The organism is Pseudomonas sp. BNK-7 (genome assembly GCF_048072025.1).
GTDB lineage: Bacteria > Pseudomonadota > Gammaproteobacteria > Pseudomonadales > Pseudomonadaceae > Aquipseudomonas > Aquipseudomonas danubii.
On the sequence record NZ_CP182252.1, the window covers coordinates 2,850,658 to 2,867,143 of the forward strand.

19 protein-coding genes are annotated in these 16,486 nt (G+C 62.4%); 8 read left to right on the forward strand and 11 right to left on the reverse strand.

Annotation, left to right across the window (positions count from 1 at the left end; all coding sequences use genetic code 11):
• Positions 1-164: 164 nt before the first annotated feature.
• The gene (locus ACMGF8_RS13245; protein ID WP_102864078.1) at positions 165-974 is read right to left on the reverse strand and encodes a helix-turn-helix transcriptional regulator; all 810 of its coding nucleotides are present in this window, start codon (positions 972-974) and stop codon (positions 165-167) included.
• Between the two features lie 132 nt (positions 975-1,106).
• Between ACMGF8_RS13245 and ACMGF8_RS13250 the strand changes: the two genes are divergently transcribed.
• Positions 1,107-1,928, forward strand: coding sequence for a UDP-2,3-diacylglucosamine diphosphatase (locus tag ACMGF8_RS13250; protein ID WP_102864077.1), 822 nt, complete (start codon positions 1,107-1,109; stop codon positions 1,926-1,928).
• Positions 1,929-2,064: 136 nt separating this feature from the next.
• Here ACMGF8_RS13250 and ACMGF8_RS13255 read toward each other — a convergent pair whose 3' ends face one another.
• A complete protein-coding gene (locus ACMGF8_RS13255; protein ID WP_025132224.1) occupies positions 2,065-2,376 on the reverse strand; it encodes a DUF962 domain-containing protein in 312 nt (103 codons plus the stop codon).
• Positions 2,377-2,534: 158 nt separating this feature from the next.
• Here ACMGF8_RS13255 and ACMGF8_RS13260 point away from each other — a divergent pair, with 158 nt between their 5' ends.
• Positions 2,535-3,596 carry an AraC family transcriptional regulator gene (locus ACMGF8_RS13260; protein ID WP_305948196.1) on the forward strand — a complete coding sequence of 354 codons (1,062 nt, stop codon included), beginning with the start codon at positions 2,535-2,537 and terminating at the stop codon, positions 3,594-3,596.
• Here ACMGF8_RS13260 and ACMGF8_RS13265 read toward each other — a convergent pair.
• Positions 3,553-5,007 carry a TrkH family potassium uptake protein gene (locus ACMGF8_RS13265; RefSeq protein WP_102864075.1) on the reverse strand — a complete coding sequence of 485 codons (1,455 nt, stop codon included), beginning with the start codon at positions 5,005-5,007 and terminating at the stop codon, positions 3,553-3,555. The genes ACMGF8_RS13260 and ACMGF8_RS13265 overlap by 44 nt on opposite strands.
• Before the next feature lie 122 nt (positions 5,008-5,129).
• On the opposite strand from ACMGF8_RS13265, the gene ACMGF8_RS13270 reads away from it, so the two are divergent.
• Positions 5,130-5,696 (forward strand): nitroreductase family protein, encoded by a 567-nt coding sequence (locus tag ACMGF8_RS13270; protein WP_102864074.1) that lies wholly within the window; start codon positions 5,130-5,132, stop codon positions 5,694-5,696.
• An 81-nt stretch (positions 5,697-5,777) separates the two neighbouring features.
• Here ACMGF8_RS13270 and ACMGF8_RS13275 read toward each other — a convergent pair whose 3' ends face one another.
• The 6 genes from ACMGF8_RS13275 to ACMGF8_RS13300 form a co-directional block, all read right to left on the reverse strand.
• Positions 5,778-7,118, reverse strand: a complete 1,341-nt coding sequence (locus ACMGF8_RS13275) for a sensor histidine kinase (protein WP_250329295.1) — start codon at positions 7,116-7,118, stop codon at positions 5,778-5,780.
• Positions 7,119-7,185: 67 nt separating this feature from the next.
• Complete coding sequence (locus tag ACMGF8_RS13280) at positions 7,186-7,623, reverse strand: Spy/CpxP family protein refolding chaperone (RefSeq protein WP_102864072.1); 438 nt, start codon at positions 7,621-7,623, stop codon at positions 7,186-7,188.
• A gap of 143 nt (positions 7,624-7,766) precedes the next feature.
• Complete coding sequence (locus ACMGF8_RS13285; protein ID WP_102864071.1) at positions 7,767-8,444, reverse strand: response regulator transcription factor; 678 nt, start codon at positions 8,442-8,444, stop codon at positions 7,767-7,769.
• Positions 8,445-8,451: 7 nt separating this feature from the next.
• The gene (locus ACMGF8_RS13290; protein ID WP_102864070.1) at positions 8,452-8,862 is read right to left on the reverse strand and encodes a translation initiation factor 2; all 411 of its coding nucleotides are present in this window, start codon (positions 8,860-8,862) and stop codon (positions 8,452-8,454) included.
• 110 nt (positions 8,863-8,972) lie between these two features.
• Positions 8,973-9,272: a YciI family protein gene (locus ACMGF8_RS13295; RefSeq protein WP_102864069.1), complete on the reverse strand. Its 300-nt coding sequence runs from the start codon at positions 9,270-9,272 to the stop codon at positions 8,973-8,975.
• A gap of 1 nt (position 9,273) precedes the next feature.
• Positions 9,274-9,870: a septation protein A gene (locus ACMGF8_RS13300; protein WP_102864068.1), complete on the reverse strand. Its 597-nt coding sequence runs from the start codon at positions 9,868-9,870 to the stop codon at positions 9,274-9,276.
• Positions 9,871-9,957: 87 nt separating this feature from the next.
• Here ACMGF8_RS13300 and ACMGF8_RS13305 point away from each other — a divergent pair, with 87 nt between their 5' ends.
• The 5 genes from ACMGF8_RS13305 to rluB all read left to right on the forward strand — a co-directional run bounded on the left by ACMGF8_RS13305 (position 9,958) and on the right by rluB (position 14,750).
• Entirely contained in the window at positions 9,958-10,818 is an 861-nt protein-coding gene (locus tag ACMGF8_RS13305) for a PHP domain-containing protein (protein WP_102864067.1), read from the forward strand.
• A 13-nt stretch (positions 10,819-10,831) separates the two neighbouring features.
• Entirely contained in the window at positions 10,832-11,461 is a 630-nt protein-coding gene (locus ACMGF8_RS13310) for an L-threonylcarbamoyladenylate synthase (protein WP_102864113.1), read from the forward strand.
• Between the two features lie 120 nt (positions 11,462-11,581).
• Complete coding sequence (locus ACMGF8_RS13315) at positions 11,582-12,280, forward strand: segregation and condensation protein A (protein ID WP_170001339.1); 699 nt, start codon at positions 11,582-11,584, stop codon at positions 12,278-12,280.
• Between the two features lie 12 nt (positions 12,281-12,292).
• The gene (gene scpB / locus ACMGF8_RS13320; protein ID WP_416759889.1) at positions 12,293-13,300 is read left to right on the forward strand and encodes an SMC-Scp complex subunit ScpB; all 1,008 of its coding nucleotides are present in this window, start codon (positions 12,293-12,295) and stop codon (positions 13,298-13,300) included.
• 259 nt (positions 13,301-13,559) lie between these two features.
• Positions 13,560-14,750 carry a 23S rRNA pseudouridine(2605) synthase RluB gene (gene rluB / locus ACMGF8_RS13325; protein WP_102864064.1) on the forward strand — a complete coding sequence of 397 codons (1,191 nt, stop codon included), beginning with the start codon at positions 13,560-13,562 and terminating at the stop codon, positions 14,748-14,750.
• A 158-nt stretch (positions 14,751-14,908) separates the two neighbouring features.
• On the opposite strand, the gene ACMGF8_RS13330 is transcribed toward rluB, so the two are convergent.
• A complete protein-coding gene (locus ACMGF8_RS13330; protein WP_115581850.1) occupies positions 14,909-15,874 on the reverse strand; it encodes a leucyl aminopeptidase in 966 nt (321 codons plus the stop codon).
• A 63-nt stretch (positions 15,875-15,937) separates the two neighbouring features.
• Positions 15,938-16,075 (reverse strand): hypothetical protein, encoded by a 138-nt coding sequence (locus ACMGF8_RS13335; protein WP_162884115.1) that lies wholly within the window; start codon positions 16,073-16,075, stop codon positions 15,938-15,940.
• Positions 16,076-16,486: the final 411 nt, after the last annotated feature.

Below are 16,486 nucleotides of genomic sequence, written 5' to 3' on the forward strand. Positions count from 1 at the left end.
GGTGATGCTGCGTTGAAAACGGTCTCGTGCGCGAGTCCGATCGGAATGCTCATTTACACCCCGTAAAGTCGAACGCGACCCCGGCCGTTCCTCGACCGTTTTCGCCGTGCCTGACCTTCGTCTCAACACTTTTCGTACAGAGCCTAGGCGGCAATGGGCTCAGTCTAGGGGCGGGCGACCTGTTGGTCTGTCGCGATCCTGGCGTTTTTTGTCGAGGGACTAGCGTCTGCTCCTTGGCGCAGTTGGCGCGGCGAGTGGCCGTACTGCCGCAGTATTGCTGCGGCAAAGGCACTCTGGGAGCTATAACCCACGCGGCTGGCGATTTCGCCCATGGGCAAGGCTGATCCGCGCAACAGTTCCAGGGCCATGTGCAGGCGCCGGCGTCGCACGTACTCCATGGGGCTGGCCCCGCACTCGGCGATGAACCGTGCATGCAGACGGGCAGCGGACAACCCGGCTATCTGGGCCAGGTCGGCCACCTGTAAGGGGTGGGCGGCGTGACGATCGATATGGGCATTCAGGGCTGCATAGGGCAGACGACGCTCGCCAGGCTGGCTGTCGGCGCAATGGTTGAGGCTGGCCAGTAGCAGGACTGCGCCTTGTTGGGCAATCAAGGGGTCGTCCACCGGGCTGTCCGCTAGCCAGTTGACCAGGCGGCTCTGGCTCGGCCCCAGGACCTGATGTCGGGGCGCATCGAGCAAACGTCGGCTGGCCTCGGCATGTTCGCCCAAAGACTGTTGCACCCAGCGTTCACCGGGTATGTCCAACACCAGGCAATGGCTTCCGCTGGGGCTGCCGCAGACATGTCGGGCGCCGGCCGGCACCACCACGAAGCTCTGCTGCTGCACTTGGCTGCCCTGGCCTTCGACTTCGAACTGGAGCTGGCCACGCAGGCCGAACACCAGTTGCGCATGCTCGTGGCTGTGGGCGATCAGGTCATGGGTGTAGTGGCGCAGGGTGAGGATAGATCCCATCACGGTCTCCTTGGCAGGCGGCCAGTGTACACCGGCGGTCGGAGGGCTCGCGTTGTCATCGCACTGCCGCATTTTTGTCATGGGCTATTAATCGCTGCGGCGCAAGCTCGCAAAAAATCCCGGAGAGCGTCCATGACCCATGCCGAACTCGCCAAGCCCAGCCGCAAGCAACGGGTACGGACTTTATGGATTTCCGATGTGCATCTGGGCACCCGGGATTGCCAGGCGCAACACCTGGCGCAGTTTCTCAAGGGGTATCAGGCCGACCGTATCTATCTGGTTGGCGACATCATCGATGGCTGGAAACTGCGGGGCGGCATGTACTGGCCCCAAGCCCATACCAACGTGATCCGCCGCTTGCTGACCATGAGCAAGCGCGGCACCGAGGTGATCTACGTCACCGGCAATCACGATGAGTTCCTGCGCCGTTACTCCAAGCTGATTCTGGGCAACATCCAACTGGTGGACGAAGCCGTGCACGTCACGGCTGACGGCCGCCATCTGCTGGTGATCCACGGTGACCAGTTCGACGTCATTACGCGATATCACCGCTGGCTGGCCTTTCTCGGCGACTCGGCCTACGAGTTCACCCTGACCCTCAATCGTTGGCTCAATCATTGGCGGGCGCGCTATGGCTACGGTTACTGGTCGCTGTCGGCCTACCTCAAGCACAAGGTCAAGACTGCGGTGAGTTTCATCAGTGACTTCGAGGAGGCCATTGCCCACGAGTGCGTCAAGCGTGAGTTGCACGGGGTGGTCTGTGGCCACATTCACCATGCCGAGATCCGTAAGGTGGGCGAGGTGGATTATCTCAATTGCGGCGATTGGGTGGAGTCCTGCACAGCCCTGATCGAGCACTGGGACGGCAGCATCGAACTCTATCGCCTGGCCGAGGCCCAGGCCCGGGAAGCCCAGCTCAAGGCCGAGCGCTTGAAGATGGCGGAGCCGGCCTGAGCGATGGCTTGTCGATCAGGCTTCAGGTGGGGCTGGCCTGTTCCATCGCCTTGTACAGCGACGCTCGGGGCTGGAGTCTATGCCTGCGTCCCGTCACCACAGTGGCTGTAGGGGGCGGCTTGCTGTCCGGCCGGGCCTAGAAAGGGACCTTGCCGAGAATCATGTCGCGGTACATGACGAAGTCCCCCAGCAGGCTGTACAGCGGATGCTGGAAGGTGGCCGGGCGGTTTTTCTCGAAGAAGAAATGCCCGACCCAAGCAAAGCCATAGCCGGCAACCGGCAAGGCCAGCAGTAGCAGCCAGGCGCCTTTGCCGATGGCAAAGGCCAGGAGGAAGATCACCAGGCTGGTGCCGATGAAGTGCAGGCGACGGCAGGTGCTGTCGCTGTGTTCGCTCAGGTAATAGGGGTAGAACTCGGCGAAGCTGTTGAACTGTCGGATGTTTTCCATGGCCGCGATCTCTGTGCTTGTTGTTCGTGAGCGGATGTTCTGCGGGGAGCTTATTTGAGTCTAGAGTCCTTGGCAGCGCTGGCCAGTGACAATAGGCGCCACTTTAGTATCCTTGTGAAATTGGCCGTAGCATGCGGCTCATCATGTAAGAAATCCTCATGAGCGAACGAACGACTTCTGCAAGCTGGGTCTTGGGAATAGTCAAGGCCCTGGAGATGGACGGCCTGGATTGCCGCGCTTTGTTCCTGCAGTTAGGGCTCGACTATGGCGCCCTCGACGACCCCGACGCGCGTTTCACCCAAGACTCGATGACACGGCTCTGGCAGCGTGCGGTCGAGTTGTCCGGCAACCCTGCGATCGGCCTGAACATGGGCAAGTTGGTTCGTCCGGCGTCCTTCCATGTGGCCGGTTATGCACTGATGTCGAGTCGCACCCTGGTAGAGGGCTTTCAGCGCCTGGTGCGTTATCAACGGATCATTGCTGAAAGTGCTGACCTGAGTTTCCGTCTTTTACCTGAGGGTTATGCGCTGATTCTGACGGTGCATGGCGATCATCTGCCCCCTACCCGGCAAAGCTCCGAAGCCTCGCTGGCTTGCGCCCTGGCCTTGTGTGGCTGGTTGACGGGGCGCGCCCTGCAGCCGCGCAAAGTGCTGTTGCAAGGGCCGCAACCGCAGGATGTGCAGCCTTACAAGGACATGTTTCATGCGCCGCTGGTGTTCGCTGCGCCTTTTGATGCGCTGATTTTCGAGCGGGCCGACATGGAAGCGCCACTGCCGACTGCCAACGAGGCCATGGCCTTGTTGCACGATCGTTTCGCCGGCGAATACCTGGCGCGTTTCTCCGAGAGCCGGGTGACCCACAAGGCGCGGCAGGTGCTGTGCCGTCTGCTGCCGCAGGGCGAGCCCAAGCGCGAGATGGTGGCGCAGACCCTGCACTTGTCCCAGCGTACGTTGCAACGCCGCTTGCAGGAGGAGGGCACCAGCTTCCAGACCCTGCTCGATGACACCCGCCGCGAACTGGCCGAACAGTACCTGGCACAGCCGCGCATGACCTTGCTGGAAATTGCCTACCTGTTGGGGTTTGCCGATCCGAGCAATTTTTTCCGGGCGTTCCGTCGCTGGTTCGATGTCACGCCCGGAGAGTACCGGGCGCGGTTGCTGGCGCTGCCGGGCTCGATCAATGACGCCAGAACGCCGGAATGCACAGCACGAACACCGTGATGATTTCCAACCGGCCCAGGAGCATGCCCAGGGACAGGATCCACTTGGCAGCGTCGGGCAGGGTGGAGAAGTTGCCTGCCGGGCCAATGGTTTCTCCCAGGCCCGGGCCCACCCCGGACACGGTGCTGGCGGCGCCGGTCAGGGCGGTCATCCAGTCCAGGCCCAGCAGCGACAGGGCGAGGGCGATCATGCAGATGGTGATCGCGAAGAAGAACGAGAAGGTCAGGATCGAGCGGACGATTTCTTCGTCCAGGCGATGGCCGTTGTACTTCTGCTTGATCACTGCCCGGGGGTGGATCAGCTGATTGAGGTTGGCCTTGAGCAGAATGTACGCGACCTGGAAGCGGAAGATCTTGATCCCGCCCGCCGTGGACCCCGAACACCCGCCGACGAACCCCAGGTAAAAGAACAGCATCAGTGAGAAGTTGCCCCACAGGCTGTAGTCACCCAAGGCAAACCCGGTGGTGGTGACCACCGAGGTCACGTTCAGAGCTACGTGACGCAGGGCCTCCAGCCAGTGCAGGTTGGTGGTCCACCAGTACCAGGTGCCGAGCACCAGCCAGGTCACCAGGAGCATGCCCAGCAAGCCCTGGACCTGCTGATCCTTGATCAACGCTTTGCGGTTGCCCCGCAGGGTTGCCACATAGAGGGCGAAGGGCAGGCTGCCGAGGATCATCACCACCACCGCCACCCAGTGCACCGCCGGTTGCTGCCAGTTGGCCAGGGATTGGTCAGAGGTAGAGAAGCCCCCAGTGGAGATCGCCGACATGGCGTGGTTGATGGCATCGAAGATGTTCATCCCGGCCCACCAGAAGGCCAGGCTGCCGAAGATGGTGATGCCCACGTAGGTGGCGACAATCAGGCGCGCCACCATGTGCGAGCGCGGCATGACCTTTTCCGAGCGGTCCGAAGATTCGGTCTGGAACAGGCGCATGCCACCGATGCGCAGCAACGGCAGGATCGCCACCGCCATGCCGATAAAGCCGATCCCCCCCAGCCAGTGCAGCATCGAGCGCCAGATCAGGATGCCCGGGGACATGCTGTCCAGGCCGCTGAGCACGGTGGCGCCGGTGGCGGTGATGCCGGACATGCTTTCAAAGAACGAGTCGGTGTAACTGATGTGCTGGGTCAGCAGGAACGGCAGGGCGGCGAAGATACACACCACCACCCAGCTGGAGACCGTCAGCAGGTACATGTCCCGGGGGCGCAGGTGAATATGTTCGGGACGGCCAGGAATCACCAGAGCCAGGCCGGCGATGAAGGTGATCATGCTGGCCCAGAGGAAGGACGGCAGGTCGCCGGTGCGTTCGAAGATCACCAGTGTCGCCATCGGCACCACCATGGCGATGGCCAGGGTGATGAGGAAGATGCCGATAATGAAACCAATGATCCTTAAGGTCGGCAACGCCATGTGTTCCGCTCGGGCTGGTATGAGAAGGGCGCCCATTCTACCTGCGGTGCAGGGCATGTAAACCGGCACCCGGCCGGCAGATACCGCTAGAATAGCCGGACATTTTTTTCAGGAGGTGGCCGATGGAGGCTCTCGACGCTTTGCTCAACCGTGTTTCCGTGCCGCGCCTGGTGGAGCCAGCTCCCACAGCGCAGCAACGCGAAGCACTGTTTGCTGCCGCCTTGCGGGCGCCGGATCACGGGCAACTGCGCCCTTGGCGCTTTCTCACGGTTGAAGGCGAAGCCCGTGACCAGTTGGGCGAACTGCTGGTCGAAGCGGTACAACTGCAAGGCGGCGAAGTGACTCAGGCCGCGTTGGACAAGGCTCGGGCCATGCCGCTGCGCGCACCGCTGGTGGTCGTGGTCGTGGCACGGCTGCAGGAGCATTTCAAGGTGCCCAAGTCCGAGCAATTGCTGGCGGCGGGCTGTGCAGCCCACGGTATTTTGCTGGCAGCCTATGCCCAGGGTATCGGCGCGGTATGGCGCACGGGCGAGTTGTCCTATTCGCCCCATGTGGCCAAGGGGCTCGGCCTGGCAGACGGCGAAGAGATCATCGCCTTCCTTTACCTGGGCACGCCGCTGAACGAACCGCGGGTCGCACCGAAAGTCGACACCGCCGAGTTCGTCAGCGCCTGGACCGCCAGGGCCTGATTATCCCCTTCGAAAGCTGAGTACCTTGCGGGCAAGCCCGCTGCTGTCGAACCTCGCAGCAGCGGCTTGCCCGCGTTGCATTCAGGCCTGCACCACGGCTCCCGGGACCAGGGGCAGCTCCAGCGTGGCGACGAATCCGCCCAGGGGATGGTTGCCCAGTATCAGGCTGCCGCCGTGGCGTTCCGCTGCGCGGCGGGCGATGGCCAGCCCCAGGCCATGGCCTGGAGCACTCTGCCCAGGGGCGCGGAAGAACGGCTCTCCCAGTTGTCGCAAGTGCTCGGCATCCACGCCAGGACCATGGTCGCGCACGCTGATCTGGATCTTCTCGCCCTGGCGCAGGGCCGTGACTTCGATCGGTTGCCCGGCAGGATTGAAGCGCTGGGCGTTGCGCAGCAGGTTGTCCACCGCCCGTTCAAGCATGGTCGGCCAGCCCCGCAGGCTCAATTGCGCTTGGGCAGTGATCTGGACCTGCTGCTCGGGGCAGGCCAGTTGCGCGTCTTTTTGCAGGGCCTGCAGCAAGGCGTTGAGGTCGACCTCTTCGGCGCTGGCGTTGTCCGCATCGACCCGAGCCAGCACCAGGATCTCGCTGATCAGCGCCTCCAGACGATCACATTCCCGTGTCAGGCGTGGCCAGAGTCTCTCCCGTTCTTCGGGGGCGGCGCGCTCCGCCAGTGCCAGGGCAATACGCAGGCGCGCCAGGGGCGAACGCAGTTCGTGGGAGACATCCCTGAGCAGTTGGCGCTGGCTGCCGATCAGGCTCTGCAGGCGTGAACCCATGCGGTTGAAGTCTCGGGCCAGCACGCCGAACTCGTCACGGCGATTGGCCAGGCGCGCCAGGCTGTTCTGCTGATAGGTGGCCTGGCCAAGGTCGTGAACCGCGCCGCGCAGGCGGCTCAAGGGGCGGGTGATGGACAGGGTCACCAGCAGGCTGAACAGGGTCAGCACCACCAGGGCAATGGCCAGGGCGCTGAGGGGCCAGGTCAGGCTGTCGCGATGCCAGGCATCCAGTTCCGGATGGGGGATGCGGTAGATGAACAGGTAGGTGTCGCCGGTGGTCGGGCTGGTGTATTCCGCTGTCAGGCGGCGCCAGGGCAGGTGGCGGTCATCGTTGTTCTGCCGGGCTTCGAAGGCAGCCGCGCGGCGCGGGAAAGTCCCGCGTACCACCGGGTCGCCGCTCTCGTTGAGTACCTGAACATCGATGTGGTACTGGCGCTTGCGCTGTTGGAGGATGTCCTGGGCGGCGTCTTCGCCCTGGGTCTCGTAGGTTTGCGTCCACTGTGCGGTGAGGCTGTTGAGCCCCGGATGGCGGCTGAGGATCCAGGCGTCCTGGTTGAGCATGTGCCCAAGCAGGATCGACAGTCCTGCAACCAGGGTGATGGCCAGCCAGAAACTGGCCAGGATGCGCCAGAACAATGAACGCACAGGAACTCCTCGAACGCGAAAGCCCAGTGGGGGAGGCCACTGGGCTATTAGGGTGAACGCTAACGCATTATTGCGCTTTTTGCGGTTGTTGCGCTTTCCAGGCCTTGAACTGGGCCCATTCGGCGCGACGTTCCTCTTGTTTCTTGACGATGGCGTCGAACTCTTTCTGTTGTTCGGGCTTGAGCAGTGCGCGGATGTCAGCCTGGGTTTTCTGCTGTTTGGCGGCCAGTTCATCCTTCATGGCTTTCTGGTCGGCCGGCGAGAGTTTCTCCAGGTACTTTTCCACCACGGCCTTGCGGTCGTGCATTTGCTCGCCCATCAGTTTGCCGATCTGCTGACGCTGTTCACGGCTCAGGTCCAGTTCGCTGAAGGGGCCTTTGCCGCGCATGTGTTCGCTGTGCCGAGGGCCGTCCATCGGACCCATCGGGCCGTTGCCTTCAGGCATGGCCATGGCCACGGTTGGCAGGGCGGCGGCGAACATCAGGGCGATCAGGGTCTTGCGCATGGTGTGTCTCCTTGTCTCATTCCCGGTAAGTTCCGGATGAGTTCAGGTTACCCAGATCAAGGTCAGCGGCAGTCAGCGGAGGGTAAAGCTTGGGTAAAGAAGGTATTTCCGGGCCCTGACAAATGCGTCAGGGCACATTGCAATCACAGGCTGTAGTAATAGCCGCGGCTGCGCAGGGCGACGATTCGTGGGCGGCCGTCGGGGTGGGGGCCGATCTTCTTGCGCAGGTTGCTGACGTGCATGTCCAGGCTGCGGTCGTACAGGGTCAGCTTGCGGCCCAGGGCGATCTGCGCCAGCTCCTGCTTGTCCAGGGGCTCGCCAGGCTGCTTGAGCAGGGCTTCTAGCAGGCGGCTTTCGGAAACCGTCAGGGTGATGTCCTGTTCGTCGATGTTGACCACGCCGCGCACTGGACTGAAGCACAGATCGCCCAGCTCCATCTGGCTGGAGGTGGCCACCGGGTGGCTGCGGCGCAGCACGGCGCGCAAGCGGGCAGTGAGTTCGCGAGGGTCGCAAGGCTTGGCCAGGTAGTCGTCGGCGCCCAGTTCCAGGCCGAGGATTCGGTCCAGGGGCTCGCCCCGGGCCGAGAGCATCAGTACCGGCAGGTCGGGGTGGTCGTTGCGCAGTTGCTTGAGCAGCTCCAGGCCGCTGCCGTCGGGCAGCATCACGTCCAGGACTACGGCAGCCGGGGCCATTTCCGACAAGGCCCGGCGTGCGCTCAGGCCATCGTGGCAGGCCCGCACTTGAAAGCCTTCCTGGCCGAGCCAGCTGCTCAGGAGCTCGCACAGCTCCTGGTCGTCATCAATCAGTAACAGGTCGCTCATGAATCACTCAATTTAGCCATTGTCGACGCTTGCGATGTCCGCCACTGGCAAAGATACCGCAGAGCAGGGCGATGAGGGCCACGCCGCCGCCGGTGACGAACCATTGCTGCTGGTCGGTCAGCAGGCGTGGCGCCGGGTTGGCCTGGGCCTCTTTGAGTTGCAGCTTGAGGCGCTGGTTCTCCTGGCGCAAGCGGGTCAGCTGCGGGCTTTCCCGTTCGGCATCGGCACTCTGCAGTTGTTTGCTCAGCTCTTCACGCAGGCGTTCGCTTTCTTTCAAGCGTTGCTGCAACTCGGTGATCTGACTGCCGGCGCTCAGGGACAGCGGCGTGGAATGGCCGGTTTCCTGGGTTTCCTCGGCAAGGGCCGGAGCCCCGATCGACAACATGACCAACAGCAGGCACAGCGGACCTTGGCGCATCGAAACTCCTGATTCCAATCGAGTGTTGGGCAGGTTGTCGGCCGTCAAACGAGAATAATGAGCGATTGAGAACGCGATGAACCGTGAAGGTTCATCGCGTCAGGGAGGATTTACGGCATCGATTGCCTGAACGGCTTGACCTGCACATGGGCATAGACGCCGGAGGTCACGAAGGGGTCGGCGTCGGCCCAGGCTTGGGCGGCGCTCAGGGAGTCGAACTCGGCGACGATCAGGCTGCCGGTGAAGCCGGCGGCGCCAGGGTCATTGCTGTCGATCGCCGGGTGTGGGCCGGCCAGCACCACACGCCCTTGGTCCTTGAGCACTTGCAGCCGTTCCAGGTGCGCCGGCCGGTTGGCCAGGCGTTTTTCCAGGGAGTTGGCGACGTCTGTGGCAATGATTGCGTAAAGCATGTCAGTCCTCGGTTTTCGGGGTGGTGGGATCAGCGTCATGCAGGTGGCGCGACAGGTAGACGCCCTGGCCCACCAGGAACAATACAGTCATGCCCAGGCTGCCGAAGACCTTGAAGTCGACCCAGATGCTCTGGAAGGTGAAGGCGACGAACAGGTTGGCGGCGCCGCAGAACAGGAAGAAGGCGATCCAGGCGATGTTCAGGCGGGTCCACACCGGGTCCGGCAGGGTCAGGGCATGGCCCATGATGCGCTTGATCAACAGGCGATCGCCGATGAAGTGGCTGCCGGCAAAGGCCAGGGCGAATAGCCAGTTGACCACCGGCGCCTTCCATTTAAGGAAGGTTTCGCTATGGAAGGCCAGGGTCAGGCTGCCAAAGACCAGGCAGGCGATCAGGGTCAGCCATTGGCTTTTTTCCAGTTTGCGCTGGGAAATGAACAGTGCGCCGTAAACCACCAGGGAGCTGATGATCAGTACTGCGGTGGCGCTGTAGATACCGCCCACGCTGACTTCGTGACCGGCAAGGTCGACGATCCGGGGATCGATTTTGTAGACGATGAAAAACAGGAACAGCGGGATGAAGTCGATGAATTGTTTCACAGTGGCAGCCAGAAGCAGGATGTGGCGGCATAATAACAAACATCCTTGGTAGCGAAAGCGCCAGCTGACTTGAGGTTTTATCGTCCTGTGAATGTTGATTTGCACTGCCATAGCACGGCCTCCGACGGCGCCCTGGCGCCTGCGGTTCTGGTTGCGCGTGCGTACGAGAGAGGCGTGCGAATCCTGTCCTTGACCGACCACGACACCCTCGAAGGCCTGGCGGAGGCCCGTCAGGCAGCGGCGCAACTGGGCATGCAGTTGGTCAACGGCGTCGAGCTGTCCTGCACCTGGGGCGGTGCCACTATTCATGTGCTGGGCTACGGATTCGATACCCAGGCCCCGGCTCTGGTGGCGGCCATCGACAAACTGCACGAGGGGCGCTGGCTGCGCTCCGAGGAGATCAGCCGCAAGCTGGCCCTCAAGGGCATGCCCGGGGCGCTGGAAGGCGCCAGGGCGATCCAGCAGGAGTTGGGGGACAGTGGCAATGCCCCGGCGCGGCCGCACTTTGCCGACTATCTGGTACGTGCCGGTTTTGTGAAGGATCGTGCCGAAGCTTTTCGCAAATGGCTGGGGGCGGGAAAGCTGGGAGACGTCAAACAGCATTGGCCGACACTGGAAGACACCGTCGGCACCCTTCGCGAGGCGGGGGCCTGGGTCAGTCTGGCCCATCCCTGGCATTACGATTTCACCCGCAGCAAGCGCCGTCGCTTGATTGCCGACTATATTCAAGCCGGCGGCCATGCAATCGAAGTAGTCAATGGCCACCAACCTGCAGAGCAAGTGGGCAGTTTGGCCATCCTTGCTCGTGAATTCGGACTGCTGGTGAGCGCTGGCAGTGACTTTCATGGCCCAGGAGGCTGGTCCGAGATCGGCGAGTATCGTCCGGTTCCGGAGGACCTGCCGCCACTTTGGTGTCGGTTCAAACATGAGCCAATTATTGCCGCCTGAACAGGTAGAGACAGTGAGTCAATTTTTCCAGATCCACCCGGAAAACCCACAGCCACGTCTGATCAAACAGGCCGTCGAGATCATTCGCGGCGGTGGCGTGGTGATTTATCCCACGGATTCGTCCTACGCCGTTGCCTGCCAGATGGGTGACAAGGGCGCGATCGAACGAGTGCGGCGCTTGCGTCAACTGGACGACAAGCACAACTTTGCGCTGATCTGCAGTGACCTGTCGCAGTTGGGGCTGTTTGCCAAGATCGATACCGGCACTTTCCGCCTGCTCAAGGCTCATGTGCCGGGGCCTTACACCTTCATTCTCAACGCCACCCGGGAAGTCCCGCGCCTGCTGCTGCATCCCAAGCGCCGCACCATCGGCCTGCGGGTGCCGAGCAATCCTATTGCCCTGGCGCTGCTGGCCGAGCTGGGTGAGCCACTGATGAGCGTCAGCCTGATCATGCCCGGCGATACAGAGGCTCTGAGCGACCCCTATGAAATGCGCCAGCTGCTGGAGCATCAGGTGGACCTGATCATCGACGGCGGCTTTGGCAGCACCGAGTCCTCCACGGTGATCAGCCTGGCCGATGGTGAACCGGAAGTGATTCGCGTCGGTTGCGGCGACCCTGCGCCGTTCATGGCCGAGGCCTAGATGTCCGTACTGGAAACCGTCGACGAGCAGGCCGGCGCCCAACAGGAGCTGCCATTCGCCATGGTCTACGGCCAGGCGGTCATGGAAATGCCCCTGGACCTGTACATCCCCCCGGATGCACTGGAGGTCTTCCTCGAGGCCTTCGAAGGCCCGTTGGACCTGCTGCTGTACCTGATCCGCAAACAGAACATCAACATCCTCGACATCCCGGTGGCGGAAATCACCCGCCAGTACATGGGCTATGTGGAGCTGATGCAGTCGGTGCGCCTGGAGCTGGCCGCCGAGTACCTGGTGATGGCGGCGATGCTGGCCGAGATCAAATCGCGGATGCTGCTGCCGCGCTCTGCTGAGATCGAGGAAGAAGAGGATGATCCCCGGGCCGAGCTGATTCGCCGCCTGCAGGAGTACGAACGCTTCAAGGCGGCCGCCGAAGGCATCGACGGCCTGAGCCGGGTCGGCCGCGACGTGGTGGTGCCCAAGCTTGATGCCCCGGAGGCCCGGGCGCGCAAGCTGCTGCCGGATGTGGCCCTGGAAGAGTTGCTGATGTCCATGGCCGAGGTGCTGCGCCGTGGCGACATGTTCGAAAGCCATCAGGTCAGCCGCGAGGCCTTGTCCACTCGCGAACGCATGAGTGATGTGCTGGAGCGGCTCAAAGGCGGTGGCTTCGTGCCCTTTGTCGAGCTGTTCACCGCAGAAGAGGGGCGCCTGGGAGTGGTGGTGACCTTTATGGCGATCCTCGAACTGGTCAAGGAATCCCTGGTCGAGCTGGTGCAGAATGAGCCCTTTGCGGCCATCCACGTACGGGCGCGAGCCGAATAACGAGCTTAAATCATGAACCTGAATGAACCCCGCGAGCTGGCGCCCCTGCTCGAAGCCTTTCTGTTGGCCTCGGGAAAACCCCAGTCCCTGGAACGCCTGTTCGAGCTCTTCGAAGAAGCCGAGCGACCGGACCCGGCCGTCTTCAAGAAGGCCCTGACCCTGCTGGGCAAATCCTGCGAAGGTCGGGCTTTCGAGCTCAAGGAAGTGGCTTCCGGCTATCGCCTGCAGATCCGTGAAAAGTTCGCGCCTTGGGTCGGCCGCCTGTGGGAGGAGCGCCCGCAGCGCTACTCCCGTGCCCTGCTGGAAACCATGGCCCTGATCGCTTACCGCCAGCCCATCACCCGCGGCGAGATCGAGGATGTGCGCGGCGTGGCGGTCAACAGCAACATCGTCAAGACCCTGCTCGAACGCGAGTGGATTCGGGTGGTGGGTTACCGCGATGTGCCGGGCAAACCGGCGATGTTCGCCACCACCAAGGCGTTTCTCGACCATTTCAACCTGAAGAACCTCGATGACCTGCCGCCCCTGGCCGAATTGCGGGAGATCGAGGCCGAGCCGGTGCTGGAGTTCGACGATGCGCCGGTGCCCGAGCACCTGCAGCAGTTGGCCGATGCCAGCGCCGAGCCTGAGGAACCCAAGGAAGAAACCAGCTTCCATAGCCTGTTGCTGGAGCTGGACTCCATGGAGGAGGGAATCAAGACCGACTTCGACGACCTGCATCGTGATGGCGCGGTTGAGCCAGAGAACCCGGAGCCGGTGTTCGATCAGCCTGAGGGGCAAACCGAGGCTGCCGTCCCTGATGACAACTCTGATGACACCGATGAACTGGCGGTCGAGCCCGAAGAGGAGCCGCTGCTTGACGCCGAGGACGATGTGCTCGGCGTTGCCGAGGCCCGAGCCAAGTTGCTGGCTGCCGTTGCGGCCCTGGAGCCTTCGGCGCCGGAATTGAGTGAAGAAGAGGCCGAAGCCCTGGCCCTGGCCGAAGCGATCGAAAACGAACGCCGTCTGCTGGACGACTGACCGTAGCTGGCTGGCCAATGAAGGTGTCGGCCGCTTAGGTGCAAGGCGTGTGGGCCTCTTCGCCGGCAAGCCGGCTTGCGCAGAAGGGGCGCCGGCGGGCGGAAAAAAGCCCGGGCGGCGACTTATCAACTAGTCTGTGATGCGCAATCGCCGCCATGAGCGTATGATTCGCGACCCTTTGGCGATCCCTTCGCCACAGAACCTGTTTTCACGTCTTCAGGCCGCTCTAGCCTGAAGCGCTACACCGGGAGGTGCCCAGATGAGCGATACCGATCAGAACGACCAGGAAATCCGTCCAGCCGGCGAGAAACTGCAGAAAGTCCTCGCCCGCATCGGCGTCGGCTCGCGCCGCGACGTCGAGGCCTGGATCAGCCAGGGCCGGATCAAGGTCAACGGCAAAGAGGCCACCCTCGGCCTGCGCGTCGACCTGCATGACGCCATTTCCATCGATGGCAAGGTGATCAAGCGCGAAGAGGCCGCCGAATCGGTGCGCCGCGTGATCATGTACAACAAGCCCGACGGCGAGATCTGCACCCGTGACGACCCGGAAGGCCGACCGACCGTGTTCGACAAGCTGCCGCGTCCGCGGGAAGGCCGCTGGATCAACATCGGCCGCCTGGACATCAACACCACTGGCTTGCTGATGTTCACCACCGACGGTGAGCTGGCCAACCGCTTGATGCACCCGTCCTACGAAATGGACCGCGAGTACGCAGTGCGTGTACGTGGTGAAGTCGATGACGAGATGATCGAGCGCCTGAAGGCGGGCGTCATGCTCGAAGACGGCCCGGCCAAGTTCACCGATATCCAGCAGGCGCCCGGCGGCGAAGGATTCAACCACTGGTACCACTGCGTGGTGATGGAAGGCCGCAACCGTGAAGTGCGTCGCTTGTGGGAGTCCCAGGGCCTGGTGGTGAGCCGACTGAAGCGCGTGCGTTTCGGCCCGGTGTTCCTCAACTCCGACCTGCCCATGGGCCGCTGGCGCGAAATGAGCCAGTACGAAGTCGACGTGCTCAGCGCCGAAGTCGGCCTGACCCCGGTGGCGCTGCCACAGCTCAACGCCAAGTCCAAGGACAAGCTGGAGCGCATGCAGCGTAAATCCTCGCGTCCGGTGGGCAAAAGCGAGCGTGTACGCACCCTGCGTCCGGCCAATGGCGCACCGGCCAATCCGCGGGTGTCCCGCGAGCCGCAGATCGAGGGCGAGCGTCCAGGGCGCAAGCCGGCGGCCCGTCAGGATGGCGAGCGCGCGCCACGTGCACCGCGTCCGGCAAGCGGCCGTGGTACGCCAGTAGCCGAGCGTCCGGCGGACACCAAGCGTCCAGCCAAGCCGGCACCGAAGTCCAAGCGCCCAAGCCTGGTGCTGGACAAGGACGCACCGTCCGGCAAGCGCCGTGGCGCCCCGGCCGGTAGCGGCCAGCGTCCTGGCTTCGGTCGTCGCAAGCCGGAATAAGCCTCGGCCCGCAGACAAAAAAACGCCAACCTTCGGGTTGGCGTTTTTTTTGCCCGGTGTTTCGTAGGAGCCGGCTTGCCGGCGAATAGACTCTCAAGCCTTGGGCAAGGCTCATGATCGCCTTCGCCGCGGCAAGCCGGTTCCTGTATCAATAGAGGTTAAAAGGCGAACTGGCCGTCGAACACTGGTTTGTTGTCCACCGTCAGCACGCCGGCGCTGAAGATCAGGTCCAGGTGGTGGCTGCCCTTGGCTCCGCCTCCCAGCCCCAGATGCAGGCCGCAATGACGCTCTTCAAAGCCGGAGTTGCGTCCGTACAAGGACTTGATGCCTTCGTTGGTGCCGATCCCCAGCTCCTCGATGCGTCGGTTCGACGGGTTGGCGTCCAGGTACTTGTTGAAGTCATTGGCCAGCCCGGGCACCTGGGTGGCGACCTGGCGGATGCTGGAGTTCTCGATCCACAGCTCCAGCGGAGTCTGCAGCACCCCGTATTTGCGAGCAAAGGGGATGGTGCTGAGGAAGGTGCCGAGGAATTTCACATGGCCATTGATTGCATCGCTGTGGGTGGCGATCTCACCCGGTGCCAGGTCGTAATTGCCCACGCCGTTGATGTCGGTCCACTTCTTCACGCTGTTTAGGGGCGCCTCGAAATATGAGCCCTGGGGATCGCTGAAACTCAGGGTGCTGGCGTGGGACAGGCGCCGGATCAAGGTGGCGTTGAGGTCGGCGATACGTTGTGGCTCGACGCTGAAGGTGTCGTAGAAATAGTCGCCGTAATCCTTGAACAGCAGGGACTTCTTCCAGTGTTCGGCCATCAGGCCATGCAGGGGGCGGAGGAATTCCGGGCCATCGGGGCGTGGCTGGGGCAGGGTCGAGGAGTCGTAGAAGAAGATGTACAGGTCACAGTCGATGATCGCCTGGGCGAGGCGTTCGGCCGGCTCCAGGTCCAGGCGCAGGGCGCTGACAGTCAGGGGTGTGGCCTGGCGCGATTGTTCGATGATGGCGTTGGCCATGGCCTGGTAGTCGGCGGTATGGCCGATCACCACTTTCAATGCTTGGGCACCGCTCAAGGCCGGATGGCGTTCGAGGTAGTACAGGAAATGGCGGATGGCGCGGGTCTGGTCCATAAAACCTCCCTGGAGGACAAAGGTGACCGGGGCAGGCGCGAGGCCTGCTCCGGTCCGGGCGCCTTACATCGGCCACATCGCCGTGCCGAACGGTACCACCGCCTCGGCCTGCATCATTTCCACGGCCGCATCGTGGGTTGCCGCTTCGAACCAATCGTCCAGTTGCAGTTCGGTTTCCAGGTCTTGTTCCAGTGTTTGCATGGTGACTCTCCTAGATGACATAGGGCACAGCAGTCCATTGGCGGAACGGATCAACAGCGGCGAACGGGATGGTTGCGAGGGCTGCTCATCCACTCCTCGTACTTGTCGGGTGAGGCATCCGGCAAGTGGCTGGAAACCTAGTTCAGGGGATTTTGAAGTGCAAAAAAATAATTAGATTATTTTCTGCTGAACTTTATTTTCTATTTTAAGGACGGAAATTTATCACCTGAAAACAAAAAGCTAAGGCTTTTTCCGATGTGGGATGGCGTGCGCGTCAATTTGCAGTCGCCGCGCTGATTGATCTGGTTTGGCAAATTCACGTTACACACTGTAAAGAAAATATTACGAAATCCTCCGTGTTTCGCCCTGAATCGGCGAAGGCCCGGACGCTGTAAGGAAAAGCTGCCGCCG

Coding starts and splice junctions, on each gene's coding strand:
- ACMGF8_RS13245 (WP_102864078.1), bottom strand. CDS start 974: ATGGGATCTATCCTCACCCTGCGCCACTACACCCATGACCTGATCGCC.
- ACMGF8_RS13250 (WP_102864077.1), top strand. CDS start 1,107: ATGACCCATGCCGAACTCGCCAAGCCCAGCCGCAAGCAACGGGTACGG.
- ACMGF8_RS13255 (WP_025132224.1), bottom strand. CDS start 2,376: ATGGAAAACATCCGACAGTTCAACAGCTTCGCCGAGTTCTACCCCTAT.
- ACMGF8_RS13260 (WP_305948196.1), top strand. CDS start 2,535: ATGAGCGAACGAACGACTTCTGCAAGCTGGGTCTTGGGAATAGTCAAG.
- ACMGF8_RS13265 (WP_102864075.1), bottom strand. CDS start 5,007: ATGGCGTTGCCGACCTTAAGGATCATTGGTTTCATTATCGGCATCTTC.
- ACMGF8_RS13270 (WP_102864074.1), top strand. CDS start 5,130: ATGGAGGCTCTCGACGCTTTGCTCAACCGTGTTTCCGTGCCGCGCCTG.
- ACMGF8_RS13280 (WP_102864072.1), bottom strand. CDS start 7,623: ATGCGCAAGACCCTGATCGCCCTGATGTTCGCCGCCGCCCTGCCAACC.
- ACMGF8_RS13285 (WP_102864071.1), bottom strand. CDS start 8,444: ATGAGCGACCTGTTACTGATTGATGACGACCAGGAGCTGTGCGAGCTC.
- ACMGF8_RS13290 (WP_102864070.1), bottom strand. CDS start 8,862: ATGCGCCAAGGTCCGCTGTGCCTGCTGTTGGTCATGTTGTCGATCGGG.
- ACMGF8_RS13295 (WP_102864069.1), bottom strand. CDS start 9,272: ATGCTTTACGCAATCATTGCCACAGACGTCGCCAACTCCCTGGAAAAA.
- scpB (WP_416759889.1), top strand. CDS start 12,293: ATGAACCTGAATGAACCCCGCGAGCTGGCGCCCCTGCTCGAAGCCTTT.
- rluB (WP_102864064.1), top strand. CDS start 13,560: ATGAGCGATACCGATCAGAACGACCAGGAAATCCGTCCAGCCGGCGAG.
- ACMGF8_RS13330 (WP_115581850.1), bottom strand. CDS start 15,874: ATGGACCAGACCCGCGCCATCCGCCATTTCCTGTACTACCTCGAACGC.
- ACMGF8_RS13335 (WP_162884115.1), bottom strand. CDS start 16,075: ATGCAAACACTGGAACAAGACCTGGAAACCGAACTGCAACTGGACGAT.